Genomic DNA, 25,236 nt, shown 5'->3' on the forward strand with positions numbered 1-25,236 from the left:
AGGCGGCCGCGTCACGAGCTGCTTCGTCACCGGCCCGCCGGGCGGGAGCGGACGGTGTGCCGACGGGGTGCTCGCGGAGTGTGCCTGGTGCGGCCGCGCTGCCCCGGACGGCTGCTCGGGGGGTGTGGGATGGCTGAGCTGCGCGGACTGCTTGGGCGGCCTGGCCTGCGCCGCCTCAGGCCGCAGGGGTTCAGGCCGCGCGGCTTCAGACCGCACCGGCTCGGGTCGCCGGTCGTCCAGAGGGACCTGTCCGGCCTCTGGTGCTTGGGCGCGCTGCTCCCGTACGGGTGCGCTCGTCAGCCCGTCCGTTGTCGTGTCGACCGTTGCCCGGTCCGTCGACGCGGGCTGCCTGGGCAGCCCGGCGACGGGCTTCCTCTCGTCCCCACTGCGGGGCTCTGCTGCCGCTTCCCCCATGCGTTCCCCCTTGTTCTCCCGTCCCATTCCGTACACGGAATTCGTCTGCGGATTCGTCTGGTGTCGTGTGGTGTGCGCGGTCCCGGGGCCGGGTCGAGCGCCGGCCCCGGGACCGCTGTCCTACGTCCGGTCAGCAGCAGTGGCTGCAACCAGAGCCGCCACCCTCACTGGTGCACCCGGGGGTGCACCACGAGACGCTCGTGATGGCGGGGCCGGCGACCGACTTCTCGATGCCGATCTCCAGGTCGAGATCGAACAGGTCTGTTTCCTTGTTCGCCGTGGAAGGCGCACTGGTCCCCATCGCAACTCCTTCGATTCCGGGCTTTTGTGCGTGAATCGCGATCCGCAATCAACCGAAGCACAGCGATCGGCGACGCACCAAGCGATCCGAGCGAGAGTGGCAGCCGTGGCAGATGCCTGGCAGTCTCCGCCACGCTCAGTGACGACCATTTCCTTCAGCTCGCACTTTCCAGACAGAATTTCCGCTTCATCCCCTGCGCACGTGAACCGGATCGTGACAGATGGATACGTACATGGCGTGTGTCCGGATCAAGCTCTGCTCGCCGCCGTCGCCGCCGGCGATCACTCCGCCTTGCGCGACCTGTACGACAGGCATGCCGTCGCCGTGCTGCGTCTCCTCGGCAGACTCACCCCCGACCGGGGGACTGCCGAGGAGATCCTTCAGGAGACCTGGCTCGCCGTGTGGCGATCGGCGGGCTCCTTCCGCGGCGACTGCACGGTGAAGGGCTGGGTGATGGGCGTGGCGAAACGCCAGGCGCACAACCAGCTGCGCCGGGCACGGCCGCAGCTGACGGACCTCGGCGAGGCGTGGGACGTGGCCGATCCGGCGCCGAGTGTCGAGGACCAGATCGTGCGGAGCGCCGAGCGCGAGGAGCTGATGACCGCGATCGAGGCGCTTCCCGCGCACCTGCGGGAGGTGCTCCTGCTCGTCCTCGTCGATGACCTCTCCTACCCGGAGGTGGCCTCGTTGCTCAACATCCCCGTGGGCACGGTGAAAAGCAGGATGTCCCAGGCACGACGGCGGCTCGGCGCCATGCTGTCGGCCCGGCGGCTGGAAGAGGTGGAACGACGATGATTGACGAACACCTGACGGATGCGGACCTGGCCCGGCTCTCCGGTCCCGAGGCACCCGTGCCGCTGCCCGGGGACCACCTCGCCACCTGCCCGGGTTGCCGGGCCACGCTGACGCTGTGGCAGACGCTGCGTGGTGCTCTGCGGGAGGAAGCGGAGCGGAACTCCCCCGCGCCGCCCCCCTTCGAGACTTTCGTCGGCCCCGCTCTCGGCCGTCTCCAACAGGTACGGGACGAAGGGAATCCAGGGACGCTCCCCGAGGCTCCCGACGCATCCCCCGACGTGCCTGAAGCGCCCGTCGGCAGGCGGCCGCGGACCGTCTACGCGCCGGTCGCTTCGCTGCCAGGGCGGTCGACCCCCGCCGGAGACGGCGTCGTGGCCGGCCGAGCGCCCGTCGGCGCCGCAGGGCCGGTGCCTCCGTCCGCGCCCAAGCCCGCGCCCGCTGTGCCCGTGCGCGGTGCCTGGCACACCGTGTGGAATCTCGTCGCCCGTCAGGCGGTGCTGATGCCGCGGAGCTGGGCTCCGCTGACCGCCGCCGCCTTCGTCCTCGCGGCGCTGTTCGCCGCCTCCCGCGCGGAGGACCGTTTCGGCGGCCCCCGGCTGTTCAGCGCGGTCGTGGCCCTCCTGATCATGGTGGGCGCGCTGACGGCGGCCTCACCTCGCCGTGACCCACGGCGCGAATTGCTCTTCACCCTCCCGGTTCCGCCCGTCGCCGTCTTCCTGGCCCGTCTCACCGTGGTGTTCGGGGTGGACGTGGCACTGGCCACGGCATGCTCCGCCTTCGTCGAGGGTCCACCGGGCTGGTGGCCGGTCGTCTCGGGCTGGCTGGGCGAGTCCCTGCTCGCCGCCTCCTGCGCGCTCGCCCTCTCGGTCCGTTTCTCCCCGACCGCGGGTGCGGCCGCGGGGGGCGCGGTCTGGCTCCTCGGAGTACTGGGCGGTCCCGAGACGACCCTCGGCGCCCCGTTCGGTGCCCTGCTCGCCCCGCTGCTCTCCACGACCCCGTGGACGTTCGCCCTTGCCGCCGTCCTCCTCGGTTGGGCGGTCGCCACGATGCGCCGACACCTCGATCACAATTCCTCGCCCCGGCCATGAACCTCGGCCGCCTCCGGCGCTACGTACTTGTCGAGCCGCCGCTCGTTCCCGCGCTCTCCCCCCGTCGCAGGTAACGAGGGGCGGTGCACCACAAGGGCGTGCGGGCACGAACCCGCACGTACGCAACGAAACAAGAACCCCGGAAAGAGAACCCCCGCGGAGAAAGGAGGGGCCCGATGGCCACCGCGACCTGGTGGACTCATGAGGCACGCCACTGCGGACGCCAGGCCTTTGTCCTGCCCGTCCTGGCCGCGCTGCTCGCCGCCACGGCGGCATTCGCCCACTCCGGAGCGGGCACGCTCCTCGCCCGGACACTGCTCGTCTGCGCGCTCCCGGTCGCTACCGCTCTGGCCTGCGCCTCGGTGACGGCCCGCGAGCCCATGCCGGAGTTGCACCTCTCGCTCCCCACCCCGTACCCCCGCACAGTGCTGCGTCGCTTGTGCTGGCCCGCGTCCATCGCGGTCCTCGGCGCCACCGCTCTCAGCCTGCTCCCGGGTGCGGCCCGCTTCGGCGGGCCGGTGCTGCTCCTTCCGGAGCTGGCGGGCCTCACCACGCTGCTGTGCGGCCTTGCTGTCTGGGCCACCGCCCGCGCCGGCTCCGCCACCCCCGCAGCCGGCCTCGTCCTCTCCGCCGTACTGGTCAAAGTGCTCCTTCTCGACCAGCTTGCCCCCCGAGGCCTCGCCACGGCCCTCCCCGAGTTCTTGGCCGGCGCTCTGCTTCTCGCCCTGTCACGCAGCCACCTCAGCCGTCTCCGCCACCCCGCCGGGGGTGCCGCATGATGCCCCTGTCCCAGCTGCTCCGGGCTCTCCCCCTCCGCGAGAGCCACGCAAGTCTCCGGCCCTCGCACCACACCTCGCGAGCACGAGTCCTCCCGCCCCGGCCTTCCCGCCGCCCGGTACCGCCTCTCACGCCCGCGCCGCCCCGCCACCACGGGCCGCCGGGCAGGCTCCTCAGCCGCCCTTCTCCCGCACGCCCGCATCACGCTGCCGGGGAGGCCCCGTGAGTGTCCTGTTGTGGAGCCTGCGATACGAGGCGTTGATGGCGGCCCGACGGAAGATCGTGTGGGGCGCCGTACTCCCGCTGACGCTGCTCAGCCTCCTGCTCGCCGTCTCCTCCCCCGCGGTGACGGGGCTGGGAGACCCGGGCACGATCACTGCGGCTGCCGGAGTACTCGTCACGACGTTCGGTTCGCTCGGAGTCGGGCTCGCCGTCGCGGATCGCCTGCGGCGGAGCACGGACGCACACGGAATGCCGGAGCTGCTCTCCGCGACCCCTTCCACCGCGCTGTCCCGTGCCGCCGGGAGCCTCGGCGGGCCGCTGCTCACCGCCCTTTTCCCTGTGGCCTCGCTCTTCCTGCTCTACGCACTGGTACTCGCGGTGTCGGAAGGCACGGGGGCACCGCTGAGCGCGGCGGTCGTCGCGTTGTTCGTGGCGGTGGTGCCCGCAGCGTTCCTCGCCACCGCGCTCGCCGGACTACTCGGTGTTCTCCTGCCCCTCGCCGCGGCGCGCGCCGTCCTCACGGTGGTCTGGCTGTGGGCCTGCCACTTCCCTCCGGCCTTCTCCCCCATCCCGACCGCGACGGGCACAGTCCTGTCGCCCCTCGGCGGATACCCCCTGGCCGCCTGGGCGGGCGCCCCGAAGATCTGGGCAGCGCGCCAGGGCGGCGGCACATTGCGCCCGGCAGTGACAGACACGGCCGCGCTGGTGAATCTCGCTCTTGTCCTCACCACCGCCCTGGCCTGTTTCGCGCTCGGGTACCTCGTCGCCCGCATCAGACGGCTAGGAGCCTCATGAACATCATCACAGAGCAACTGACCAAGATTCACCGCGGCGGGCGTCGAGCGCTGGACTCTGTCGATCTGCACATCCAGGGCGGTACCGCAGGCCTCCTGGGCGCCAACGGGGCAGGGAAGACAACCCTGTTGCGCATTCTTACCGGGGTGCTGCGCCCCAGCTCCGGACGCGTAATCGTCGCGGGTCACGACCTCGCGACGAGCCACGGGCTCACCGAGGCGAAACGGAGCCTCGGCTATCTGCCCCAGGAGCTTTCGCTCTATCCGGACCTGACGGCCCGCGAATTCCTCGACTACGTGGCCGTGCTCAAAGGCATCCACGAGAAGCGCGAGCGGCGCCGTCAGGTGGAGGAACGGCTCTCCGAAGTCGGCCTGGAAGAGTTCGCCCGCGAACGTCTCGCCGGGTTCTCCGGCGGGATGAAGCGGCGGGTCGGCATTGCCCAAGCACTTCTCGGCAGGCCCACGGTGCTCATCGTGGACGAGCCGACGACGGGGCTCGACCCGCACGAACGTATGCGTTTCCGTACGCTGCTCGCCGGTCTCGGCCGTGGACGCACTGTCCTGCTCTCCACGCACATCCTCGACGATGTCGCCCAGACCTGCCCGCACGTGGCCGTTCTCGCCTCGGGCCGACTCATCTTCCACGACAGCACCGCCGCCCTGGTCAGCCAGGCGGCCGGATACACGTACGTGGTCGATGCCCGCAGCATCGGCGAGGCCACCATGCCCGGGACCCAGATCGTGGGCGCGGTCACGCATGCCGGGGAGACCGAATACCGGCTCGTCTCCCCTACGCCACCACCCGGCGGCCGACCGGTCGAGCCCTCGCTCGACGACGGATACGCCGCCCTGCTCGCCGCTGACAGCGCGTCGAGCACCAAGCTCCTCCCGGCCACGGAGAGGACGGACACATGATTCCTGAGGTGACCTACCCATGACCATGCACCACCACGGCCGCGCCCGCACTGTCACTGCGGCCCTCGTCGGGTTCCTGCTCCTGATGCTCACCTCCTGTGGTGGTGGAGGCTCCGGCAGCGAACCCCACGGCGGCAGCAGCGCGCCCGTGCCGCTGCCGAGTCCGACCAGCACCAAGCAGGCGCTGAACGAGAAGAACCTCGGCTACATGTGGCCACTCACCGTCGACCACGGAACCGCCGAGTGCCGCAAGGGCGAACAGGCCGTCTTCCAGGCCCCCGACGGCACGACGTACGCGCTCAACGAGCGGGCCAAGGAAGCGGGCTATGCCGACATCAGCGCCATCCGCGCCTCCGGCGACGGAGGCGGCAAGGTGAGCCTCGGGGTGCTGCTCAGCCGCACCATGAAGCTCTGCCGGGCCGGCTGACCACCGGCCCCGCGACCTGACGCGGGGAAAGCGAAGCCATCACACACGGGGGAACAAGACTGTGCACGACCAGTTCCATGTACTCATCCACTCCGGTCTCAAAGACCGCTTTCATCCCGACGCACCGGCCGAATCGCCGCTCGATGCCCTGCGCCGAGGCTTCGACCGGATCGACTTCGTCCACCACGAGGACCTGGCGGCGCCCGGGGGTGTGCTCAATCTTCCGGTGCTGTACCCGGTGACCAGCGAGTTCCAAGCCGAGGAGCTGCGCACGCTGCGGGTGCGGCACCCGCTGGCACTGCTCATCGCCGTCACCCAGGATGTCTCGGGGCATCACACCTACTACGCGATCCGGTCCGGCGCCAACTGCGTGTTCAACCTTGCCATCGCTGATGAGAGCCAGATCAGCATGGTGCAGGCGCAGTTGCGGGCCCACGCCGCCGCGAACGCCGCCGCGTCGGCGCGCGCCGACGCCAAGGGGCCGCTACCGCGTTCCATCCCCATGCCTCGGCTGCCGGAGCCGGACCGGCAGCTCGTACGGGACCTGTGCACGGCCACGACTGTCTCGGAGATCGCCCGGCGTCACTACTGCTCCGAGCGCTCGATGTATCGCCGAATCCGCAGACTGTACGACCTCCTCGGCGTGCGCGGCCGCGCGGAGTTGATGACTCTCGTTTCTTTCCGGTCAGAGCTGCTGCCGACCCGGCAGGCGCGGGAGATCCAAGAAGTACCGCACCGCCAGGCGTCCTGAGCCTCCCAAAACTGGCTGGCCGACAAGCGGCCCGGCGCGGCACCGCGACGCGCGGCGGGGCCCCACCCCGCGATGGGGCCCCGCCCGGGATACCGGCGCGGCGTCCGGGTTCCCCGGCCGGGCATCAGCGGATGCCCGACTGGAAGTTTTCGAGGAGGTGGAAGAAGCCTGCCTCCAGATCGCCGTTGAGAGCGAGCCCTTCCAGCGGTCCCGCGTAACGGGTACGACCGGCCACGAGGACCTGGATACGGTCACAGATCTGAGCCACCTCGGCGAGTTGGTGGCTCGCGATGAGGACAGCGACGCCCTCGGTGGCCAGGGAACGGATGATGCCGCGCATCTCGCGGATGCCGACAGGATCGAGTCCGTTGGTCGGCTCGTCGAGGATGATCAGACGCGGCCGGGCGAGCAGCGCCACGGCGATACCGAGGCGCCAGCGCATGCCGAGGGAGTACGCACCGACTCGACGGCTGCGGGCCTCCTTCATGCCGACGAGTTCCAGGGCGGGGTCGATCCACTCCTCGGGGACGCAACGGAGTTTGGCGTGGAGGCGGAGCGTCTCGTCGGCGGTGAGTCCCGGCCAGAGGCCGGGGACCTCGATCAGGGCGCCGACCTGGGCGAGCGTCTCACGGTCCACGGGGCGGCCGAAGAGGTCGATGCTGCCGGAGGTGGGGCGCTGGAGGCCCAGGACCGTTTTCATCAACGTGGTCTTGCCTGCGCCGTTGGGGCCGAGCAGACCGTGCACCTCGCCGGGGACGACGGTGAGGTCCACGCCGTCGAGAGCGCGGTGGGCGCCGTAGTGCTTGTGCAACTGGCGGATGGACAGGGCGGGGGCGGTAGTGGTCGTCATCAGATCTCCTTGCGGCGCATGTGGGCGCTGCCCGCGAGGAGCAGGAGCGCGGTGAGGACGGCGGCGAGGGCGAGGGCGAGAGGGATCGCCGACATGGCGGTCACGGGACTGCCCTTGGGAAGGGGGACGCCGTTGGGGCCGATTCCGGCGAGGGGCAGGACGACGCGCATGGGCCAGGCGAAGGGCACGGCGAACCAGAAGACTTTGTCGGAGACGAGCGCTCCGCAGAGCAGTCCGGCGACGCCGACTCCGATGCTCGGACCGGTGCCCCACTTGATGGCGACCAGCACCGCGAGGGCCGTCATCGAGAGGCCGACGAGCCAGGGCAGGTACACGGCTGCCACGACGATGCCCATCGCCTGGGGAAAACGGCCGCTGATGACCGCGCCCAGCGAGAGCATCACGAGGAGCACGGTGGCGGAGAGGAAGCCGAGGACACCGAGCGCGGCGACCTTGCCGACGAAGTAGCGCCAGCGCGGTACGCCGTAGGAGAGAAGCAGCCGCCAGGCGTCCTGATCGGCACGGACCGTAAGCGCGGCCGCGAGACCCGCCGTCATCGGCACCAGGACGCCCCAGAACTCCAGCGTCACGTTGCGGAAGACCTCGAAGGTCTGTCCGGCCTTCGCCTCGGAGGAGCCGAGGGCGCCGAGGAAGAGCGGGACGGTGATGACGACGGGGGCGAGGAGGTGGTACCAGAACACGAATCCACGCCGGGAACGCGCCAGCTCGGTACCGGTCACGGTGGCGAGCGAGGGGGTGTCACGCTGTCCGGCGAGGGGTGGGGGGGCGGTGCTGAGCGGCATGGAATCTCCTCGGGATCGCTGTCGTACAGGTGGTACGTAGCCGTCCCGGCCGGTTTGGTTCGCGATTCCGCCGTGCTGGCAGTCGACTGCCATTTTTGCCAAGGGCTGCCAGGTGATCTGCCAGGGATAGCGGTGAGGGTTTCCGGCGGCGCCAGAGTCGGTAGATCCGTAACACCGCGCACCACCCCGCATCACCACATCACGTGCGTATCGCCACATCACGCGTATATCGCTGCTTATCGCTCCCAGGAGGGCTCCATGAACAACAAGCTGCGCGCCACCGCCCCCACCGCCGTCCTCGCGCTCGCCCTCGCGCTCACCGGCCTGCTCGCCCCGGCCGCCGCCGCGACTCCGACCACGAGCCCAGCGGCAGTGGGCGTGGCGGCGGCCCCCGTACCGCGCACGTGGCACGCGACGGTGCAGTGCCAGATCGTGCGAATCCGCGACAACAACGTCACGCACTACGAACGGGCGGACGGCACCGGCAACAGCAAGGAGGCCGCCATCAATGACGCGAAGCGCAATGTGCATGTCCCCGCAGGTCACTACAAGCGGCACTGCGACGCGAAGCGTGTGTGGTGAGGTCGTTCCGCCGCAGAGGGCGGGACGAGGAGCCGTAAGAAGTGGAGCCCGCCCCCGCGCACCGGTACCGTCGGCAAACACGCGGGGGCAGTCCGTCTCGCCCCCTTCGTGCCACGCCGCGGGAAAGGTGAGCGATGACCGAAGCGCGAAGCGTCCAGGAGTTGCGTCTGGGCCTCTACGCCACTCCGGCCCAGGCCGAGGAGATCAAGCGAAAGGTCGAGCACCTGTTGTGCCCCGACCCGGAGCACGCCCCGCCTTGCCCCGTCCCCTGGTCCGCCATGCTTCTCGGCCTGTCGACTCAGGAGGCGGAGGAGGCGTACCCCGAACTTCTCGAACAAGCGCGAGTGGAAAGCCCACTGGACTGACCCGCCCGGCCCACCGCACCCGGTCTCCTCGCGAAGAGCCACCCGTCAAGACCCTGTCCCGCCCCCACCACGCCCTGGCCACCGCACTACCCCGGCCCAAGCCTGGCTCGCCTTCGCCTCAGCCCCGCCACGCCTTCCGCAGCTTGGGTCCGCGTGAATGGTCTGCACGTACCCGAGCGCCTCTTCCGGGACCAGGACACCGGGCTCGTCTGGTGCGTCACGTACGGGATGGTCGCGCGACGGTCGCGGCCGGCGACGACAAGGGAACCACCGCAGCGACCCCAGCCGCCCGCACCACCCCGACCGCCTTGGCCACGCCGCCCCGCAAGGCGGGGACAGGCCGCGGGTGACCGCGCCCGCGTGGACACCGTCGGCCGCGTTGCTGGCGGTGCCGCGCCGGTCCGGCCTCGCTCCGGCGTGTTGGCCGTCCCCGCAGACGACGTCGGCCGGACGCCGTGTGGCACGTACGCGGGGCTGCCCGTGCCCGCCGCCGCGGGTCGCGCCGTCCAAGACGGACGCGATGCTCCCCCGGGGGCGCGAGCCCCAGGAACATGTCGGCGCGTATCGACTCGCTCGCCCTCAGCCGCGAGGCGATCGGCGTCTGCCCGGAGGGGCTGTAGGCGGGCGGGGACGGCGGCTTGGCGGGGCTGCCGTCGAGAAATGCGGGTGCCGGGGCGGATCGCCGGCCGGGGCTAATCGGTCGCGTGATCGTCGCAATACCGTAACGAGATCTCCACAGGTCACGCCCGCCCCATAAGCTCCCCCACGGCCACATACGGGGAGGGGGAGTGCTGTCATGCGCACCGGGGTGAAGGTGTCAGTGGTATCGGGGGCACTCGTCGTGCTGCTCGGCGGTGGCGGGTACGGGGCGTACAACCTCGTGCATGCCGTCACCTCGGGCACGGCGGACGAGAATTCGGCCGAGGCGGTGGCGAAGCGTCTGGAGACGCCGCTGACGGCGAAGGACGTACGGGAGACGGGGCGGAAGTTCCTCAGCACGTGGAGCGAGGGGCGCGTCACCGCGGCGGCGGCGCTCACCAGCCAGCCCGCGCCCGCCGGCGTGGCGCTCCAGGGCGTACGGGACCAGGCGCACGTCAGCAAAGTGACGCTGACACCGGGCACCGCGACGGCCAAGCAACTGCCGTACCACGTCAAGCTCGCCGTCCGCGGCAAGTCGCTCGCGTACGACACGAAGCTGACCGTCGTCCGCTCGGAAGCGACCGGGCACCCGGTCGTCAAGTGGACGCCCGCGCTCGTGCATCCGCGGATGCGGGACGGTGATCTGCTCGTCACCGGGGACGCCGACGCACCGCCCGTCGAACTCGTCGACCGCGACGGCAAGGCGCTCGACGCCGAGGCCTTTTCCTCGCTCACGCCGATACTCGCCCAGCTCAGGGAGCGGTACGGGGAGCAGTCGGGCGGCTCCGGGGCCGTCGAGCTGATGATCAAGCACCCCGACGACACGCCGAACACGACGCTGCTGACGTTGGAGAAGGGCAAGCCGGGACGGGTGCCGACAACGCTGAGCGCGGGGGTGCAGGCCGCCGCCGAGAAGGCCGTGGCGTCGTATGCGAACGCGTCCGTCGTCGTCGAGCGGGCCGGTACGGGGGAGATCCTCGCTGTCGCGAATCACCGCGACGACCAGTTCAACGCCGCTTTCCAGGGCACTGTCGCGCCCGGTTCCACGATGAAGATGATCACGGCGGCGATGCTCATCGACAAGGGCCTGACCAGTGCGAACGGGCCCGCTCCCTGCCCCGACACGGCCCTTTCCGGCGGGCAGGCGGTGCACAACCTCACGGGCATGAAGGCCGATCCGGGCGCGACGCTCGCGCGGGCTTTCGCGATCTCCTGCAACACCTCCTTCGTCTCCTTCGCGCCCCGGCTCGGGGCCGGTGACCTCGGTGCCGAGGCGAGCGAGAAGTTCGGGCTCGGCAAGGACAACTGGAAGACGGGCATCGCCTCGGCGGACGGGAAGGTGCCGGTCGCCGAGGGGGACGACAAGGGTGTCTCCCTCATTGGGCAGGGCAAGGTTCAGCTCAATCCGCTCAACCTGGCCTCTGTCGTCGCGACGATCCGCAACGGTGCCTTCCACCAGCCCGTTCTCGTGCCGGCGTCGTTCGACAAGCGGCCGCTGGCCACCGCCGCCGGGCTGAGTCCCAGTACGGCGGCGCAGCTGCGGCAGCTGATGAATCTCACCGCGACGAGCGGTACGGGCGCGGCCGCGATGAGCGGGCTCGGCCCCGATATCGGTGCGAAGACCGGCTCTGCGGAGGTCGACGGGCAGACGCAGTCGAACAGTTGGTTCGCGGGCTACCGCGGCGATTTCACGGCCGCCGCGTACGCGGAACAGGGGGGTCACGGTGGCGATGTGGCGGGCCCGATCGTGGCGGCGGTGCTGCGCGCGACGGGCTGAGACGCGGCGCCCTTGCCGATCGCGGCCCACGTTGGGGCCGGAGTGAGGAGAGCGGGAACGCCGATCGTTGTCGATCGGCGGCTCGGCCCGTACCGCCATTTCTGTCCACAAATCGCCGACCATCGGACTCGCCAGATCGGTAACGGTCGTGATCGGTCGCGGGCTTGGGGTGGTGCGGGGGTGTGGGCCACGATGTGCCGGTCCGTACCCCGTACCGCCTTCCCCCGGGACGTCCCGTGCTCGACTTCGCTCTCCTGAATACGGTCCTCGCGGAGCACCTCGACCGGCTGGGGCTCGACCCGGAGCCACGGCGCGAGGAGGTGCGCTCCCGGAATCACGGCGGCATCGAGCGGCTTGTCTTCGCGGACGGCCTGACGCTCATCCACAAGTACGGGCACGCGCCGCTCGCCCAGGAGGCCGCGACGCACCGGGTGCTCCAGGCCGCTGGGGTGCCCGTGGCGACGCTGCACTCCAGCGAGGTCCGCAACAAGCACATGACGATCGTCATGGAGGACCTGGGCGAGGCCGAACGCCCCGCCACCGAGGACGAGGTGCTCGCACTCCTCCTCGTCCTCCATCAGGCGCCTTCGCCGCCCGGCAGCCCCTCGCTCTCCGAGTACACGATGATCACACTGCCCGACCGGGCGCGCTGGCACCTGGACCGGCTCCAGGAGGCGGGGCGCTGGACCGCGCTCGCGGGCCGTCTTCTCGACGACCTCGACAAGGTGCGGAAGGTCTCCGAGGAGCGCTGTGCGGGCGCCGATCAGGAGCCCTTCGGCTGGGTGCACACCGAGATCGCGGGGAACGGCGTGCACGTCGGGCCGAAGGGCATTCGTCTCCTCGACTTCGCGCGCTCCTACGTCGGTCCCGTCCTCCTCGACCTCGTCTCCTGGGGAGACGGGCTCGACCGCGCGCGGCCGCGCGAGGCGCGGGCGTTCCTGGAGAAGTACGTGGACCTGGGCGGGCCCGCGTCGACGCTCAATCGTCGCGCGGGCCTGTCCGCCGAGCGCTGGGCGCTCGCGTGGCTGCGGGTCTGGCGCGTCGAGTGGTACCTCGAACAGTCCGCGACCCGTTTCGCCGACCCGAGCCTTGACCCGACGCACCAGGCGCTTGCCCGCCGCAACATGGACCAGGCCCTGGACCTGCTGGAGCTGTAACGCGGGAGGAGGGGCGGAGCAGGGCTGGACGGCGGGGTGATCGGGGCCGTTCCGGGGCCGGTCGGGGACGGCCGGGCCTGCGGTAGGGGGCTCAGTCGGCGCCCGGTTCGGAGGCCGCCCGCCCCGGCGCGCCCGGGCTCGCGTCCCCCCGTACCGCCGCAGCGTCGGCCTCTGCCGCTCGCTGCCGGAATCCTGACTGGACTGCCAAGATGCCGCCATCCACTCGCAGGGTCGTGCCCGTGACCCAGGCCGCGTCGGCCGAGGCGAGGTAGGCGACGGCGGCGGCGATGTCCTCGGGTTCGCCGACGCGACCGAGCGGGTAGAGGCCGGCGAACGCTTCGAGGTGGGCGGGCCGGTCGGCCCACGCGGTCGTACGGATCGTGCCGGGCTCGACGAGGTTGACGCGCACACCGCGCGGGCCCGCGTGGCCCGCGAGGGTACGGGTCAGCGAGGTGAGCCCGGCCTTCGCCGCGCTGTAGGCGTGGCCGCCGAAATCGGCCTCCGCGTTGACCGAGCCGATCGTCACGATCGCGCCCCTGCCGGAGGCGACCAGGTGCGGGAGCGCGGCGCGCGAACAGCGGAAGGCTCCGCCGAGACACACGTCGATGTCCCGCTCCCAGACCTCGTCGCTCTCGTTCTCGAAGAGGTCGGCGTCGACGCCCGCCGCGTAGGCGTTGTTGACGAGGACGTCGAGACGCCCGAAGCGCCGTACCGCGTGCGCGACGGCGGCCTCGGCCTCGGCCCGTATCCGGACGTCGAGCCGGTACGGTTCCGCGCCGGGGATCGCCGCGGCTGTCGCGCGGGCCGCCACCTCGTCGGCGTCGGTGAGCAGCACCCGCGCGCCCTCGGCGGCGAGCCGGCGGGCGGTCGCCGCACCGATCCCGCGCGCCGCGCCGGTGATCAAAGCGACGTGGCCATCGAATCGATTCGTCATGGCGCGGAAGGTACCGGGGAGTTCGGGCGCGCGTACAGGGTCGTTCGCGTGGGGGCGTGGGCGCGTGCGGCGGGGACGGAGGCCGCCGGGGCGGGCGGCTGCCGGGCAGGGTGTGCGCGACTGTAGCCGATGTGGCGCGGCGAGGGTTTTCCGCGAGAACGGCTCCCACTCTTTCGGGTGAGGCGCGTGGTGGGTTCGGCGAAGTTATCCACAGATTCGCCGGGATGGTCGGGGGGCGGGGGTGGCGGGTGAAAGACTGTTTGCAGGGGTGCCCCCTGGGAGGGCGGGGGCATGTCCGGCGCCCCGCGAAAGCAGCAACACGCCCGCCCCTCCACGAAACCCCACCCCCGCGTCCCCACTCCCCCACCCCGGCCACGCAGCCACCGGGCGACGCAGCCCCCCCCCCACCACCCCCGCTCCCCCTCCCCACACCCCCTCCCCCTATCCCCCCACCACCCCCCGGACCGCCCGCACCAACGCCTGCGCCCGCGGATCGGCCGTCACGCCCTTCCGGAGCCCGTTCGTCACGTACCCGAACCCGATCCCCGACTCCGGGTCGGCGAAGCCGAGGGAACCGCCTCGCCCGGGGTGGCCGAAGGAGCCCTCGGCGAGCAGGGGGCTCGCGGGGCCGTGGAGCATGAAGCCGGCGCCGAAGCGGGTGCGGGCGACGAGGACGCGGTCGGGGCCCTCGGATTCCTGGGTGCGGGCCATCGCGAGCGTCGCGGGGGTGAGGAGGCGGCGGCCGCCGTCGACGTCGCCGATGAGCGCCGCGTAGAAGCGCGCGAGGCCGCGGGCGGTCGCGATGCCGTTCGCCGCGGGGAGTTCGGCGGCGCGGTGGGCGCGGGTGTTCTCGTCCGCCTCGGGGCTGACGGCGGCGAAGGCGCGGCTCGTGAGCGAGTGCGGGTCGGCGTACGCGGCGGCGATGTCCCTGCGGGGGCGCAGTCGCAGTCCGTTCGCCGCGGGCGGCGGGGCGAGCGGCGTGATCCGGCCGACGCGCCACTCCTCGTCCTCGGGCAGTCCTATCCACAGGTCCAGGCCGAGCGGCCGCTCCATGTGCTCGGCGACCCAGGAGCCGAGCGTGCGCCCGGTGAGACGCCGCACGAGTTCGCCGGTGAGGAAGCCGTACGTCTGCGCGTGATAGCCGTGGTCGGTGCCCGGCTCCCAGAACGGGGCCTGCGCGGCGACGGCCGCCGCGGCGCGGTCGAGGTCCCTGGCGGCCTCGGGCGTCAGCGGGGTGTCGAGCGCGGGCACGCCCGCGCGGTGGCCGAGGAGGTGACGTACGCGCGTGGCGTCCTTGCCGTGCGCCTTGTACTCGGGCCAGTACGTGGCGACGGGCGCCTCCAGGTCGAGGCTGCCGCGCTGGTGGAGCAGGAGAAGTACGGTCGCGGCGACGCCCTTCGTCGCCGAGCGCACGATCTGCGCGGTGCCCCGGCGCCAGGGCTCGCCGCCCGGCCCCGCACCGGCGCCGCCCTCCCCCGCGGCGCCGTCCCCCGTACCACCGTCCCCGTCCCTCGTGCCGCCCCACAGGTCCACGACCTTGCGCCCGTCGTGGTAGACGGCGACGGCGGCGCCCCGCTCCCCGAGCCGGGTGAAATTGCCGACGAAGGCGTCCCTGACCTGTTCGTATCCCGGGGCGACGAGTCCTTCGACCGTCACGTCACCGGGTGCGCGCACACTCTCGTTCACCTCTCCATGTTCACAGACCGCGGGTCGAAGCCGAAGGGCAGTTCGAGGCGGTGGGCGCGCATGAGGCCGGCGTCACTCAGGAGCGTCCCGGTCGGGCCGTCCGCGGCGATGACGCCGTCGCTCAGGATGGCGGCGCGCGGGCACAGCTCCAGGGCGTAGGGGAGGTCGTGCGTGACCATCAGGACCGTGACGTCGAGGCGCTGGAGGATGTCGGCGAGTTCGCGGCGCGAGGCGGGGTCGAGGTTCGACGAGGGCTCGTCGAGTACGAGGATCTCGGGCTTCATCGCGAGGACCGTGGCGACGGCGACGCGGCGGCGCTGCCCGAAGGAGAGGTGGTGCGGGGGTCGGTCGAGGTACTCGCCCATGCCGACCTCGTCGAGCGCCTCGCGCACCCGCGTCTCCAGCTCCGCGCCGCGCAGCCCCGCGGCCGCCGGGCCGAAGGCGACGTCCTCGCGGACGGTCGGCATGAACAGCTGGTCGTCGGGGTCCTGGAAGACGAGCCCGACACGGCGGCGGATCTCTGCCATGTGCTTCTTGCCGACCGGCAGTCCCGCGACGGAGACGCTGCCCGCGCCCGCTTCGAGGATGCCGTTCAGGTGGAGCACGAGGGTCGTCTTGCCGGCCCCGTTGGGCCCGAGGAGCGCGACGCGCTCGCCCTTCTCGATACGGAGATCGACGCCGAAGAGCGCCTGGTGGCCGTCCGGGTACGCGTACGCGAGGCCGCGCACGTCGAGCGAGGGCGGCGGCACTTCGGCACCCTCGGCGGCACGCACCGAGGCAGTGGCAGAAGTGGCAGCGGCAGAAGCGGCGGAGACGGCAGAAGTGGCAGCGACGCCAGAAGTGGCAGCGGCGGCAGGCGTGGCAGCGGCGGCAGGCGTGGCAGAGGAGCTGGCAGAAGTGGCAGGCGTGGCAGAAGTGGCAGGGTTCGTCACAGGGTCCATCCCAACAGGCAGATCACGAGCGCCGCGACGGGCAGGGTCAGGGCGTGCGCCCACTGCGTGCCCGTCGCGGTGATCTCGTCGATGACGGGCATGCTGCCCGTGTAGCCGCGGCTGAGCATCGCGAGGTGGACGCGCTCGCCGCGTTCGTAGGAGCGGATGAAGAGGGCGCCGGCGGATTTCGCGAGGACGCCCCACTGCCGTACGCCCCTCGCCTCGAAGCCGCGCGATTCGCGCGCGATCTTCATGCGTCGCATCTCGTCGGTGATGACGTCCCCGTAGCGGATCATGAACGAGGCGATCTGGACGAGCATCGAAGGCAGCCGGAGCCGTTGCAGGCCCAGGAGCAGGGCGCGCAGTTCGGTCGTCGAGGCGAGCAGGACGGAGGCGGCGACGCCGAGCGTGCCCTTCGCGAGGACGTTGAAGGCGCCCCACAGCCCGTTGACCGAGAGGGACAGGCCGAGGAACTCGGTGTGCGGGCCCTCGGCGACGAACGGCATGAGCACGGCGAAGGCCACGAAGGGCACCTCGATGAGCAACCGTTTCAGCAGGTAGCCCGCGGGGACGCGGGCCGCGGCGGCGACGGCGGCGAGCAGCACCGCGTACACGCCGAAGGCCCACACCGCCTCGCGCGGCGTCGAGACGACGACCACGACGAACGCGAAGGCGGCGGCGAGTTTCGTGTGCGGCGGCAGCCCGTGCACGACGGAGTGCCCGTGCCGGTACAGGCGATGCGCGTGGCCCGCTCCCATGTTCTATACGGTCCCTGCTGAGGTGGTGGCGCTGTGCCCGCCCCGGTCCCCGCTCTCGTCGTCGGTGCGGCGCTTGCGTACGGCCCAGAAGACGCCCGAGCCGACGACGATCGTCGCGCCGACACCGATCACGCCGGCGAGGCCGCCGGAGATCCGGGCGTTGGCGATGTCCTTGACACCGTAGTCGGCGAGCGGGGAGTCCTTCGCGGCGTGGTCCTTCTCCGAGCGGTCGATGCCCTTGTCGTGGGCGACCTTCTCCAGGCCGTCGGGGTTCGACGAGGCGTAGAAGCTGACGAAACCGGCGAGAATGACGGACGCGGCGATGCCGGTGATCCAGATCTTGCGCGTGGAGCGGCCGCGGGCGGCGACGGGGGCCGGGACCGGGGCCTTGGGGGCCGCGTCGACCAGTTCCCCGTTGACGCGCAGCTTGAGCGGCGCTTCGAGGCCGCGCGCGCCGTGCACGAGGTCGGGGCGCACGGCGATGACGGCGCCGACCGTCAGGGCGGTGATGGCCGCCTCGCCGATACCGATGAGCACGTGCACGCCGATCATGGCGCTCGCGACCTTGCCGATCGAGATGTCCGTCGTGCCGCCGATCCAGTACATGAGCGTGAAGGCGACGGCGGCGCCGGGCACGGAGATCAGCGCGGCGACGAAGGAGGCCGCGGTCACGGAGGAGCGGCGGCGCGGGAGGACCTTCACGAGGCCGCGGAAGAGCGCGTACGAGACGACGACGGTCACGATCGCCATGTCGGTGATGTTGACGCCGAGCGCGGTGAGGCCGCCGTCGGCGAAGAGGACGCCCTGCATGAGCAGGACGACGGACACGCACAAAACGCCTGTGTAGGGGCCGACGAGTATCGCCGCGAGCGCCCCGCCGAGCAGGTGCCCGCTGGTCCCCGCTGCCACCGGGAAGTTGAGCATCTGCACGGCGAAGATGAACGCGGCGACGAGGCCGGCGAGTGGGGCGGTGCGCTCGGCACCGGCGGCGCCGAGTTCGCGGCGGGCGCCGCGCAGCGAGACGGCGACGGCCGCGGCGGCGAGGACGCCGGTCGCGGCGGAGACGGGGGCGTTGATGAATCCGTCAGGGACATGCATGGCGGGACTTCGCTTCCTGCGGGGGCGGGGACGCGCAAAACCGTACGATCATAGTGCTCAATTGCGAGTGACTTGCAAGAGTGCGTGCGCCGCAGCTACTCCCCGAGGGCGCCCCCGCCGGGCGAATCGCCCGTATTCGTGCGACTCTGCGACTGTGACAGGCATCGAGCAGTACGTACGGGTGCGGGTGTGCGCGAGCGGCCCCGACGAGGCCGAGACGCTTCCCGTGCTCCTGCGGTACGACCCCGCCGCCGATCCCACGCGCGTCGGCCTCGGCTTCCCCGGCACGGAGGGGGCGCACGACCACGTCTTCGCGCGCGCCCTCCTGGAGGAGGGGCTGCGCAGCCCGGCCGAGACGGCGGCCCTGCGGATCTGGCCGTGCGGTCGCGCGCAGACGGTCCTCGAACTGCGGCGCGCTGCGGGGCTCCTGCTGGTCCTCCAGTTCGACAGCTCGGACCTGATCCGCTTCCTGCGCCGTACGTACACGGCGGCGGCCCACTACGAGGCGAGGCTCACGGGACCGGTGCGCGAGGCGCCGAGGGCGCCGGGCCGCCGGTCGCCGGCAGCGCCCGCCGGGCCGGTGCCGCCGGTCTCGACACGGTCGCGGTCCTCGGCGTAGTACGGGCCGCCGTCCCTCGGGAACGGCGGCCCGATACGAGCGGGCGCGCCCTCGCTCCGGCCTCCCGCTCCGCGTGTCAGCGTCCCTGCCACACGTAGCGCGTCTGGCTGAACACCGGCAGCTTGGCGAAGGCGAATCCCCGGGTGGGCTCGATCCGGTACAGCCGGATGTCGCCCGCGACGACGGCCTCGTCCATGCCGTACCAGGTGCCCTCGGGGTCGGTCAGGTGCGTGCCGTACTTGCGCGCGAAGTCCGCCATCGCGCGCTCCCGCTCGGAGCGTTCCCCCACCGCGGACGCGAGGCCCTCGACGACGAGGTCCACTCCGTTCAGCGTGCCCGTGCCGGTCGTCAGCGCGCAGTGGGAATTGTTGTCGAGATTGAGCGCCTTGCGCTCCTGGCCGCCCGTGACGAAGCACAGGGCGCCCAGCGCCCGCGCGGCCAGCAGCGGCGTCACGTGCGGGCGCCCGTCGGGCCGCACCGTGGAGAGCCAGAAGATCTCCGCCTCGTCCAGGATCGCCCGTGCCGAGGCCCACGGGGTCGCCCGCGCGCCCGGGTCCGAGAAGGCTCCCAGTTCCACGCCCGGTTCGGTGTCCATGCCGCGTCCTCTCCGGGGGCGGGTGCGCGGGCCGCGCCGCCCCGCCCGCCGTTCGTCGTGTCCCGCTCGGGTCCGGTGTTCGTCCCCTCGTGGTGACTCCGGCCGACGGCGGAACTCATCGGCCCGCGCCTGGGACACCGACGGTCGCGCCTGCGGGAGGCGGGGGTCAGCCGCCGGTCTCGACGCGGTCGAGGTCCTCGGCGTAGTACGCGATGGCCTTGCGGAAGGCGCGGACGCCGGGGTCGGTGCTCGTGTCGGTGAGGAGGGTGAGCAGGGCGCTCAGGGCCTCGTGGTGGGCGCCGGTGTTGTGGCGGGCCATCGCGAGGAAGACGGTGAGCGCGCCGTCGCCGGGGTGGGCGGCGAGGCCCGCCTCCAGGGTCGCGACGGCCTCCTCGTACCGCCCGAGAATCCGGTACGTGCTGCCGAGCCCGAGGTGGACGCCGTGCCGGTCATCGGCGCCGAGCGCGCCGACGCCCGCGAGCGCGGTCTCGTAGAAGGGCACGGCGGCGGCCTCGCGCCCGAGCACGTCGTGCGCCCAGGCGGTCTGGTAGGCGACCTCGGGGTCGTGGGGGTACGCGGCACTCAGCGCGAGCAGCGCGGTACGCGCGCCCTCGGCGTCCCCGGCCTCGCGCAGGGCGACGGCGGCGCGGAGCTGGTCGCGGGCGGCGGGGGGCAGGGGCGGCGCGCTGGTCACGCGGCGATTCTCGCAGGTGGGGCCGGTTCCGCGCGGCGAGCCCCCGCCCTCGCCCCACCCCTGCCCCCGCCCCCGCTCCCGCTCCCGCTCCCGCTCAGCGCACCACGTCGAAGACGTTGAGCTGGATGCCGTTCGCGTACGCCGCGTGCTCGACGAGGCGGAGCTTGCGGGTGTCCGCGTCGGTGGCGGGGAAGAGCCGCAGGCCCGCGCCGAGCAGCAGGGGGAAGACGAGCAGGTGGTAGCGGTCCACGAGCCCCGCGTCGGCGAGCGCGTGGTGGAGGCGGGCGCTGCCCTGGACGAGCAGCGGCGCCCCCTCGCCCTCCTTGAGGGCGGCGACCTCGTCGAGCGAGCGCAGGAGCGTCGTCGGGCCCCAGCCGGGGACGAGATCGTCCTCGGTGAGGGTGGTCGAGACGACGTACTTGGGCAGCGCGTTGTACGTGGCGAACTCCGCCATGTCCGGCCACACGGCGCTGAACGCCTCGTAGCTGCGGCGGCCGAGGAGCAGGGCCCCGGCCTCCTCCTGCTCACGGCCCTTGATCGCGTACGCCTCGGGGAGGAACTCCACGTCCTTGAAGGTCCAGCCGGCGTTGCGGTAGCCGCTCTCCCCGCCGGGGGCCTCCATGACGCCGTCGAGCGAGACGAAGGCGGTGCTGATGAGGGTGCGCATCGGGGCGGTCTCCTGGTGCTGGTGTCGGCGCTCGTGCTCGTGCTCGTGCTCGTGCTGGTCCTCGGCCCGGGCGGCCGGGGCGGGAGGGCCGCCGTGTCCCCCCGGACTCGGCGGCCCTCCCGTGAGGTGGACCCTCGCGACGGCGAAAACTCATCGCCCCGAACGCCACCGTCTCCCAGCGAAAACCCACCGCCCCGAACGCCATCCCCTTCCCCCAGCGAAAACCCATCGAAAACCCACCGCCCCGAACGCCCCCCTTCCGGCGAAGCGAAGACCCCACCGCCGAGAGCACCCCCCGCCCACCCCACGCCGCTCCCCGGGCACGGGAAAGGCCCGGCGAGAGCCTTGCCCTCTCGCCGGGCCCGCCGTGCCGGCCCCGTCCCCACGGACCTCGGCACGGTCGCCGGGTGGGAGGCGGCGCCCAGCCGCTCACCGCACCCGGTCACCGGGCGGGGGCGACCCTGGGGCCGCGTGCCCCGCCCGGGGCCAGGACTGCTCAGACGCGGGTCAACTCCCGTTCCGCGTCCGGGTCCTGGGGTCCTTCACCGGAGCCGGAGGAGTCGGACTCCCCCAGCGCCTTGTGGAGCTTCTCGCCCTCGACGTCGACGTTCGGCAGAATCCGGTCGAGCCACGTGGGCAGCCACCACGCGCGGCGGCCGAGGAGCGCGAGTACGGCGGGCACGATCGTCATGCGCACCACGAAGGCGTCGAAGGCGACGGCGATCGCGAGGCTGAAGCCGATCATCTTGACCATCTGCTCACTGGAGCCGATGAAGCCGGCGAAGACGGCGATCATGATGACCGCAGCGGCCGAGACGACGCGGGCCCCGTGCCGGAACCCGGTCTCGATGGCCTGGGCCGGGCTCTCGCCGTGGACGTGCGCCTCGCGCATGCGGGTCACGAGGAACACCTCGTAGTCCATCGCGAGACCGAAGACCACGCCCACCATGAAGATCGGCATCATGCTCATGATCGGCCCGGTCTGCTCGACCCCGAAGAGCGAGCCGAGCCAGCCCCACTGGTAGACCGCGACGACGGAGCCGAGCGCGGCGACCACCGACAGGAGGAAGCCGAGCGCCGCCTTGAGGGGCACGAGGATCGAGCGGAAGACGAGCATCAGGAGCAGGAAGGCGAGGCCGACGACGAGCACCAGGTACGGCAGCAGCGCGTCGTTCATCTTCTGCGAGACGTCGATGTTCATGGCCGTCTGGCCCGTGACGAGCACTTCGCCGTCGTTCGCCGCCTTGACGTCCTTGCCGACGTCGCGGATGGAGTGGACGAGCGTCTCGGTCGCGTGCGAGGAGGGCTTGGAGCCCGGGACGACGGTGATCGTCGCGGTGTCGCCCGCCGGGTTGAAGGCGGCGGCGGAGACCACCTTCACGTCGGGGAGCTTCTTGATTTCGGCGACGACGTGCGCGGCCTCGGCCTGCGGGTCGGCGACGCCCTTGCCGTCGTAGACCATCATGAGCGGGCCGTTGAAGCCGGGCCCGAAGCCGTCCGAGAGCAGGTCGTAGGCGCGGCGCTGCGTCGTGGACGTCGGCTGCGAGCCGTCGTCGGGCAGGCCGAGTTCGAGCTGCGTCGCGGGCACGGCGATGACGCCGAGGCCGATCACGCCGAGGAGGAGGACGCGCACGGGGCGGCGCAGGACGAAGCGGGCCCAGCGGGTGCCGCCGTTGACCTTGTGCTCGCCGTCGGCGTCGCGGTGCGCCGCGGCGACGGCGCGGGCCCGGGCCTCGGGGCCCTGGTCCTTGACGGCCTTCGCCGCCTTGCGGGCCTTGCGCCCGAGCACCTTGTCGCCCGCGAAACCGAGCAGCGCGGGGATGAGGCTGAGCGCGACGATCACGGCGACAGCGACCGTACCGGCGGCGGCGACGCCCATCTTGGTGAGCATCGGGATGTTGACGACCGCGAGACCGCACAGCGCGATGATCACGGTCAGCCCGGCGAAGACGACGGCGGAGCCCGCCGTGCCTGTCGCCCGCCCGGCGGCTTCCTCGGGCAGTTTGCCCTCGGCGCGTTCGGCCCGGTACCGGGAGACGATGAAGAGCGCGTAGTCGATACCGACGGCGAGGCCGATCATCATCGCGAGGATCGAGGTCGTCGAGTCGAGGTGGAGGGTCGCCGCGAGCGCGGTGATCGAGCCGACGCCCACGCCGACGCCGATGAGCGCGGTGAGCAGCGGGAGCCCGGCGGCGACGATCGCGCCGAAGGTGATGGCGAGGACGACGGCGGCGACGACGATGCCGACGACCTCCGTGGAGCCCGTCTCGGCCTCGGCCTGGAGCGCGTCCCCGCCGATCTCGACCGTCAGCCCCTTGTCCTGGGCCTGCTCGGCGGCGTGTTCGAGCGAGTCCTTGCTCGCGTCCTTCAGCTCCATCGAGCTGACCTTGTAGCTCACGGTGGAGTAGGCGACCTCACCGTTCTTGGAGACGGCCGCACCGTCCTCGAAGGGGTTGGCCGCGCTCGCGACCTCCTTCGAGCCGTGCTCGATCGCGGAGATCGTCCTGGTGACCTCGGCCTTGTTCGCCGGGTCGGTGATCTTCTGGCCCTCGGGCGCCTTGAAGACGACACGGGCGCTCGCGCCGTCCGCGTTGTTCGCCGGCATCCGCTGGTCGAGGAGGTCGAAGGCCTTCTGGGCCTCGACACCGGGTATGGAGAACTGGGTCGGGCCGGGGCTGCTGGCGGTGGCGGCACCGAAGCCGACGAGCGCGAGCAGGGCGACCCAGACGAGGGCGACGGCACGTCGCCGCCTGAAGGCGAACCGGCCGAGCCGGTAGAGGAATGTGGCCACGGGGGTGGAACTCCCGTTCGATCAGGGGCGGAAAAGGGACAAGGCTTTGCGGAGTGCGTCCGGCCCTGACGGGAGGCGGTCACGTCAGGTGGTACGGGTCGCGGCGGCCCGTAGGCGCGGCTGCGGACAGCGGTGGCCACGGACCGCGGCGCGCGCGGTCAGCGGTACGTGTCGGCACCCTGCGGATACGGGGGCGCGGTGCGCGGGCCGGCGCGCCCAGGTCTCCCCGCTCCCGGCAGGACGGCATGGCGGCGCGGGGTGCGCGTCGCGGGGCGTCCTGGCCCGGTGGGGAAGGGGAATCGAGGGGCGCGCGAAGTCCGCGCGGGGTGTGTTTCGGAGGTGCTTCGGGGTCAGACGCCGAGGGCGGGGAGCACCACGGCGTCGATGTATCGGGTGAGGAAGTCCCGGTCCAAGGGCCGCGCGTCGATCATCTGCCGGGCGACGAAGGCACCGACCATCATGTGCACGACGTAGTCGATCGCGGGTCTGTCCGCGTCGACCTCGCCGCGCTCCACCGCGCGCCGCAGCACCTGGCCGAGCCCCGTGATCTCGGGCTCGATCAGCAGTTCGCGGAAGGCGCGGTGCAGATCGGGGTTGCTCTTCATCTCCATGGCGATCCCGCGCATCAGCGCGGCTTCCTCCGCCATGCGGCAATCGTCCTGACTGCCCACCATCGCGTGGAAGTCCCCACGCAGGCTGCCGGTGTCGATATCGGCGATCGAGTGCGGTTTGTGATGGCGCAGCGCCTTCACGACCAGCTCGGGCTTGCTCCCCCACTGGCGGTAGAGGGTGGCCTTGCTGGACCGGGTACGGGAAGCCACGGCGTCCATCGTGAGCGCCTCGTAGCCGACCTCGCGGAGCAGGTCGAGCACGGCGCCGTACAACTCGGCCTCGCGCTCCGGCGTCAGACGGCTGCGACGCGTCGTCGCGCCCACTGCTCCAGCCACCCGGCCCACCTCCTGCTCGCTCCCGTGCGCCTGTCCCGTCCCAGGGAGGGACGGGCGAGCGACACACGTCGGTCCACGCACCCTAGCTCCAGGTGAGGAGTGGGGTGCGCTCTCGCACGCTGTGAGCCTACCCGCCCCCCAAGCGAAACGAAACGGTTTCGTACGTGAGGTGGACCACGCGTGCTGCGCGGGCCTTATTTATCCGGTACGTACACGCTGCGGCGTTACGGGAGCGACAGGGCGGTACGGGAACGACGCGGCGGTGCCGCAGGCGGTACGGAAGCGACAGGCGGTACGGCAGCCACAAGGCAGTACGGCAGCGACGCGGCCGTGCGCGCCCGGCACCCCGCGTCCGGTACGCCCCGCGTCCGACACGCCCCGCGTCCGACACGCCCCGCGTCCGGTACGCCCCGCGTCCGGTGCCCGCCGCCGCGCCCTCAGGCCCCCTCGCCCGGCAGCCTGCTCCGCAGCGTCTCGGCGAACTCCTCCGCCCGGGCCAGCTGCACCCGCAGCCTCTCGACCTGTTCGCCCGCCTCGCGCTCGTAAGCCCGTACGCGCGCGAGCAGCTCCTCGCGCTCCTCCGGCGGCAGGGCCCCGGTGTCCGCGTCGAGGCGGTCGGTCGCGGCGAGCAGCTCGCGCATCTGTTCCAGGGTGAATCCGAGCGGCTTCATGCGCCGGACGACCATCAGCCGGGCGACGTCCGCCTCGGTGTAGAGCCGGAAACCGCCCTGGGAGCGGGCCGAGGGGATGACGAGGCCCGTCTCCTCGTAGTGCCTGATCGTGCGCAGCGACAACTCCGTGCGCTCCGCCACCTCGCCGATCTGCATGTGCTCGCCCGTCACGCGGGCATTGTCGCAC

26 protein-coding genes are annotated in these 25,236 nt (G+C 72.0%); 12 read left to right on the top strand and 14 right to left on the bottom strand.

The features are described from left to right. Positions 1 to 544: 544 nt before the first annotated feature. On the bottom strand, positions 545 to 715 hold the full coding sequence (locus ACQYWQ_RS12170; protein WP_431034433.1) for a gallidermin/nisin family lantibiotic: 171 nt from the start codon (positions 713 to 715) through the stop codon (positions 545 to 547). 237 nt (positions 716 to 952) lie between these two features. Here ACQYWQ_RS12170 and ACQYWQ_RS12175 point away from each other — a divergent pair, with 237 nt between their 5' ends. From ACQYWQ_RS12175 to ACQYWQ_RS12205, 7 genes are all read left to right on the top strand, one after another. Continuing rightward, positions 953 to 1,510, top strand: a complete 558-nt coding sequence (locus ACQYWQ_RS12175) for an RNA polymerase sigma factor (RefSeq protein WP_431034434.1) — start codon at positions 953 to 955, stop codon at positions 1,508 to 1,510. Beyond that, entirely contained in the window at positions 1,507 to 2,598 is a 1,092-nt protein-coding gene (locus ACQYWQ_RS12180) for a hypothetical protein (protein WP_431034436.1), read from the top strand. The genes ACQYWQ_RS12175 and ACQYWQ_RS12180 overlap by 4 nt, the downstream gene beginning before the upstream one ends. 176 nt (positions 2,599 to 2,774) lie before the next feature. Continuing rightward, the gene (locus ACQYWQ_RS12185) at positions 2,775 to 3,377 is read left to right on the top strand and encodes a hypothetical protein (RefSeq protein WP_431034437.1); all 603 of its coding nucleotides are present in this window, start codon (positions 2,775 to 2,777) and stop codon (positions 3,375 to 3,377) included. A gap of 220 nt (positions 3,378 to 3,597) precedes the next feature. Beyond that, on the top strand, positions 3,598 to 4,392 hold the full coding sequence (locus ACQYWQ_RS12190; RefSeq protein WP_431034439.1) for a hypothetical protein: 795 nt from the start codon (positions 3,598 to 3,600) through the stop codon (positions 4,390 to 4,392). Next, positions 4,389 to 5,306, top strand: coding sequence for an ABC transporter ATP-binding protein (locus tag ACQYWQ_RS12195; RefSeq protein ID WP_431034440.1), 918 nt, complete (start codon positions 4,389 to 4,391; stop codon positions 5,304 to 5,306). The genes ACQYWQ_RS12190 and ACQYWQ_RS12195 overlap by 4 nt, the downstream gene beginning before the upstream one ends. Positions 5,307 to 5,325: 19 nt before the next feature. Beyond that, positions 5,326 to 5,733 (top strand): DUF2511 domain-containing protein, encoded by a 408-nt coding sequence (locus ACQYWQ_RS12200; RefSeq protein WP_431034442.1) that lies wholly within the window; start codon positions 5,326 to 5,328, stop codon positions 5,731 to 5,733. Between the two features lie 61 nt (positions 5,734 to 5,794). Beyond that, positions 5,795 to 6,484 (top strand): helix-turn-helix transcriptional regulator, encoded by a 690-nt coding sequence (locus ACQYWQ_RS12205; RefSeq protein ID WP_431034444.1) that lies wholly within the window; start codon positions 5,795 to 5,797, stop codon positions 6,482 to 6,484. A 124-nt stretch (positions 6,485 to 6,608) separates the two neighbouring features. Here ACQYWQ_RS12205 and ACQYWQ_RS12210 read toward each other — a convergent pair whose 3' ends face one another. Beyond that, on the bottom strand, positions 6,609 to 7,334 hold the full coding sequence (locus tag ACQYWQ_RS12210; protein WP_431034445.1) for an ABC transporter ATP-binding protein: 726 nt from the start codon (positions 7,332 to 7,334) through the stop codon (positions 6,609 to 6,611). Beyond that, a complete protein-coding gene (locus tag ACQYWQ_RS12215; protein ID WP_431034447.1) occupies positions 7,334 to 8,137 on the bottom strand; it encodes an ABC transporter permease in 804 nt (267 codons plus the stop codon). The genes ACQYWQ_RS12210 and ACQYWQ_RS12215 overlap by 1 nt, the downstream gene beginning before the upstream one ends. A gap of 258 nt (positions 8,138 to 8,395) precedes the next feature. Here ACQYWQ_RS12215 and ACQYWQ_RS12220 point away from each other — a divergent pair, with 258 nt between their 5' ends. The 4 genes from ACQYWQ_RS12220 to ACQYWQ_RS12235 all read left to right on the top strand — a co-directional run bounded on the left by ACQYWQ_RS12220 (position 8,396) and on the right by ACQYWQ_RS12235 (position 12,657). Further along, on the top strand, positions 8,396 to 8,719 hold the full coding sequence (locus ACQYWQ_RS12220) for a hypothetical protein (protein ID WP_431034448.1): 324 nt from the start codon (positions 8,396 to 8,398) through the stop codon (positions 8,717 to 8,719). Positions 8,720 to 8,853: 134 nt separating this feature from the next. Then, positions 8,854 to 9,084: a hypothetical protein gene (locus ACQYWQ_RS12225; protein WP_431034449.1), complete on the top strand. Its 231-nt coding sequence runs from the start codon at positions 8,854 to 8,856 to the stop codon at positions 9,082 to 9,084. A gap of 796 nt (positions 9,085 to 9,880) precedes the next feature. Then, positions 9,881 to 11,500 carry a penicillin-binding transpeptidase domain-containing protein gene (locus ACQYWQ_RS12230; protein WP_431034451.1) on the top strand — a complete coding sequence of 540 codons (1,620 nt, stop codon included), beginning with the start codon at positions 9,881 to 9,883 and terminating at the stop codon, positions 11,498 to 11,500. A gap of 236 nt (positions 11,501 to 11,736) precedes the next feature. Further along, a complete protein-coding gene (locus tag ACQYWQ_RS12235; RefSeq protein WP_431034452.1) occupies positions 11,737 to 12,657 on the top strand; it encodes a phosphotransferase in 921 nt (306 codons plus the stop codon). A gap of 91 nt (positions 12,658 to 12,748) precedes the next feature. Here ACQYWQ_RS12235 and ACQYWQ_RS12240 read toward each other — a convergent pair whose 3' ends face one another. The 5 genes from ACQYWQ_RS12240 to ACQYWQ_RS12260 form a co-directional block, all read right to left on the bottom strand. Continuing rightward, positions 12,749 to 13,591 (bottom strand): SDR family NAD(P)-dependent oxidoreductase, encoded by an 843-nt coding sequence (locus tag ACQYWQ_RS12240; RefSeq protein WP_431034454.1) that lies wholly within the window; start codon positions 13,589 to 13,591, stop codon positions 12,749 to 12,751. 441 nt (positions 13,592 to 14,032) lie between these two features. Continuing rightward, the gene (locus ACQYWQ_RS12245) at positions 14,033 to 15,277 is read right to left on the bottom strand and encodes a serine hydrolase domain-containing protein (protein ID WP_431034456.1); all 1,245 of its coding nucleotides are present in this window, start codon (positions 15,275 to 15,277) and stop codon (positions 14,033 to 14,035) included. Next, complete coding sequence (locus ACQYWQ_RS12250; RefSeq protein ID WP_431034457.1) at positions 15,274 to 16,209, bottom strand: energy-coupling factor ABC transporter ATP-binding protein; 936 nt, start codon at positions 16,207 to 16,209, stop codon at positions 15,274 to 15,276. Before ACQYWQ_RS12250 ends, ACQYWQ_RS12245 begins: the two co-directional genes overlap by 4 nt. Then, the gene (cbiQ, locus tag ACQYWQ_RS12255) at positions 16,206 to 16,967 is read right to left on the bottom strand and encodes a cobalt ECF transporter T component CbiQ (RefSeq protein WP_431034458.1); all 762 of its coding nucleotides are present in this window, start codon (positions 16,965 to 16,967) and stop codon (positions 16,206 to 16,208) included. Before cbiQ ends, ACQYWQ_RS12250 begins: the two co-directional genes overlap by 4 nt. Positions 16,968 to 16,970: 3 nt before the next feature. Continuing rightward, positions 16,971 to 18,065, bottom strand: coding sequence for an energy-coupling factor ABC transporter permease (locus ACQYWQ_RS12260; RefSeq protein ID WP_431034460.1), 1,095 nt, complete (start codon positions 18,063 to 18,065; stop codon positions 16,971 to 16,973). A gap of 154 nt (positions 18,066 to 18,219) precedes the next feature. Here ACQYWQ_RS12260 and ACQYWQ_RS12265 point away from each other — a divergent pair, with 154 nt between their 5' ends. After that, positions 18,220 to 18,684 (top strand): SsgA family sporulation/cell division regulator, encoded by a 465-nt coding sequence (locus ACQYWQ_RS12265; protein ID WP_431034461.1) that lies wholly within the window; start codon positions 18,220 to 18,222, stop codon positions 18,682 to 18,684. A gap of 76 nt (positions 18,685 to 18,760) precedes the next feature. Here the strand turns inward: ACQYWQ_RS12265 and ACQYWQ_RS12270 are convergent, their stop codons facing one another. From ACQYWQ_RS12270 to ACQYWQ_RS12295, 6 genes are all read right to left on the bottom strand, one after another. Then, positions 18,761 to 19,279, bottom strand: coding sequence for a pyridoxamine 5'-phosphate oxidase family protein (locus ACQYWQ_RS12270; protein WP_431034462.1), 519 nt, complete (start codon positions 19,277 to 19,279; stop codon positions 18,761 to 18,763). A 166-nt stretch (positions 19,280 to 19,445) separates the two neighbouring features. Next, positions 19,446 to 19,973, bottom strand: a complete 528-nt coding sequence (locus ACQYWQ_RS12275) for a tetratricopeptide repeat protein (RefSeq protein ID WP_431034464.1) — start codon at positions 19,971 to 19,973, stop codon at positions 19,446 to 19,448. Between the two features lie 94 nt (positions 19,974 to 20,067). Beyond that, positions 20,068 to 20,640 (bottom strand): dihydrofolate reductase family protein, encoded by a 573-nt coding sequence (locus ACQYWQ_RS12280; RefSeq protein ID WP_431034467.1) that lies wholly within the window; start codon positions 20,638 to 20,640, stop codon positions 20,068 to 20,070. A 496-nt stretch (positions 20,641 to 21,136) separates the two neighbouring features. Further along, entirely contained in the window at positions 21,137 to 23,431 is a 2,295-nt protein-coding gene (locus tag ACQYWQ_RS12285; protein WP_431034469.1) for an MMPL family transporter, read from the bottom strand. A gap of 350 nt (positions 23,432 to 23,781) precedes the next feature. Next, positions 23,782 to 24,366, bottom strand: a complete 585-nt coding sequence (locus tag ACQYWQ_RS12290) for a TetR/AcrR family transcriptional regulator (RefSeq protein ID WP_431039157.1) — start codon at positions 24,364 to 24,366, stop codon at positions 23,782 to 23,784. A gap of 449 nt (positions 24,367 to 24,815) precedes the next feature. Then, positions 24,816 to 25,220: a MerR family transcriptional regulator gene (locus tag ACQYWQ_RS12295; RefSeq protein WP_431034470.1), complete on the bottom strand. Its 405-nt coding sequence runs from the start codon at positions 25,218 to 25,220 to the stop codon at positions 24,816 to 24,818. Between the last annotated feature and the right edge of the window lie 16 nt (positions 25,221 to 25,236).

This window comes from Streptomyces sp. P6-2-1 (genome assembly GCF_050613165.1).
Lineage (GTDB): Bacteria > Actinomycetota > Actinomycetes > Streptomycetales > Streptomycetaceae > Streptomyces.